Genomic DNA, 2,116 nt, shown 5'->3' on the forward strand with positions numbered 1-2,116 from the left:
CGGGAGCAAGCTCCCTCGCCACAAAAGCTGCCTCACCACAGATTAATGTTTGTAGGCCTGCCGCCCCCACGCCAACAAGCCTTCCAGCAATTCCTTGAGCACCACCTGGGTCGGTTCCGCCAGATCCGCACGATAGTTGAACGGCTCGAACTCTTCCATGTAGGTGCTCTGGCACAGTTCCAGTTGCACCGCGTGGATGTCCTCGGCCGGGTTGCCATAGTGCCGGGTGATGTGTCCGCCCTTGAAACGTCCGTTGAGCACGTGGGTAAATTCGCCGTGGCGGGCGCAGATGGCTTCGAGCTGGTGGGCCAATGCGGGGTCGCAACTGGCGCCGTTGAAAGTGCCCAGGTTGAAGTCCGGTAACTTGCCGTCGAACAGGTGTGGGATCACCGAGCGGATCGAGTGGGCGTCGAACAGCAAGGCATAGCCGAATTCGGCCTTGAGCCGCGCCAGTTCCTGCCGCAGGGCCTGATGGTAAGGCACCCAGATCTGTTGCAAATAAGTCGCCCGCTCCGCGGCGGACGGCTCCAGCCCCTGGCGAAACAACGGTACGCCATCGAACAGGATCGAAGGATACAACCCGGTAGTAGCGCCAACGTACATCGGCTTGTCATCGTCAGGGCGGTTCAGATCAATCACGAACCGTGAATATTCAGCGGCCAGGGTGCTGGCGCCCAGTTCGGCGGCGAACTCGTAAAGCTTAGGAATATGCCAGTCGGTGTCCGGCAGGCTTTGGGCCTCGGGGATCAAACCAGCCTTCACCGCCGGGGTCAGGCGCAGGCCGGCGTGGGGCATGCTGATCAACAGCGGCACGCGCCCTTGCTTGAAATTCAGGACCTTCTCCACAACCGTTCTCCTTAATCGATTTCCACGCCGTGACGCACGACGCGTTTTTCCAGATCGCCACCGAGCCAGTACGACAGGTCAGCCGGGCGGTCGATGTGCCAGGCGACAAAATCCGCCACTTTGCCCACTTCCAGCGAACCGTGGGTCCGGGCCATGCCCAGGGCCTGGGCGGCATGAAGGGTCGCCCCAGCCAGGGCCTCCTCGGGGGTCATGCGAAAGCAGGTGCAGGCCATGTTCAACATCAAGCGCAACGACAGTGCCGGCGACGTGCCGGGGTTGAGATCGCTGGCCACCGCGATCTTCACGCCGTGCTTGCGCAGGGCATCCATGGGCGGCAGCTGGGTTTCGCGCAGGAAATAAAATGCCCCCGGCAGCAGCACCGCCACCGTGCCGGATTCGGCCATGGCCCTGGCGTCGTCCTCGGTCATGAATTCCAGATGATCGGCCGACAGCGCCTGATAACGGGCCGCCAGGCTTGAACCGTGCAGCGACGACAATTGTTCAGCGTGTAGCTTCACCGGCAGGCCCAGTTGTTGGGCGGTGATAAACACCCGTTCGACCTGCGCCGGGGAAAACGCCAGGTACTCGCAAAAGGCATCCACCGCATCCACCAACCCTTCGGCCGCCAGGGCCGGAAGCATTTCGGTGCAGATGTGCTCGATGTAGTCATCGGCGCGATCAGCGTATTCCGGCGGCAAGGCGTGGGCCGCCAGGCACGTGCTGCGCACGCTGACCGGCAGTTGTTCACCGAGACGACGGATGACCCGCAGGATCTTGCGTTCGCTGGCGAGGTCAAGGCCGTAGCCTGACTTGATTTCCACCGTGGTCACGCCATCGCGCATCAGGCTTTTCAGGCGCTTGGCGGCGCTGCTGAACAGTTCATCTTCGCTGGCCGCCCGGGTAGCGCGCACGGTGCTGGCGATACCTCCGCCGGCCGCTGCGATCTCGGCGTAGCTCACGCCCTGCAGGCGCTGTTCGAATTCGCCGCTGCGGTTACCGCCGAACACCGTGTGGGTGTGGCAGTCGATCAGCCCCGGAGTGACCCAGGCGCCGTTGAGGTTGTTGACGGCCGGGTAGTCACCGGCCGGCAGCTCGGCGCGCGGGCCGATCCATTGAATGAGCTCGCCGTGGGTGACGATGGCGGCGTCTTCGATGATCGAGTAGACGCCCTGGGCCATGGTGGCGGCGTGGCAGTTTTGCCAGAGGGTTTTCATCCCGGTTTCCTCGAATTATTGAAGATCGAATCGCGAGCAGGCTCGCTCCCACAAGG

General features: G+C 62.9%; 2 protein-coding genes. Both read right to left on the minus strand.

Features of this window, described 5'->3' with window-relative positions:
* Window positions 1-42 precede the first annotated feature (42 nt).
* Window positions 43-846 (minus strand): N-formylglutamate deformylase, encoded by an 804-nt coding sequence (hutG, locus tag HU811_RS26720; RefSeq protein ID WP_186659094.1) that lies wholly within the window; start codon window positions 844-846, stop codon window positions 43-45.
* Between the two features lie 11 nt (window positions 847-857).
* Complete coding sequence (gene hutI / locus HU811_RS26725) at window positions 858-2,060, minus strand: imidazolonepropionase (protein ID WP_092401496.1); 1,203 nt, start codon at window positions 2,058-2,060, stop codon at window positions 858-860.
* Between the last annotated feature and the right edge of the window lie 56 nt (window positions 2,061-2,116).

This window comes from Pseudomonas tehranensis, from assembly GCF_014268615.1.
Taxonomy (GTDB): Bacteria; Pseudomonadota; Gammaproteobacteria; order Pseudomonadales; family Pseudomonadaceae; genus Aquipseudomonas; species Aquipseudomonas tehranensis.

Coding starts and splice junctions, on each gene's coding strand:
- hutI (WP_092401496.1), bottom strand. CDS start 2,060: ATGAAAACCCTCTGGCAAAACTGCCACGCCGCCACCATGGCCCAGGGC.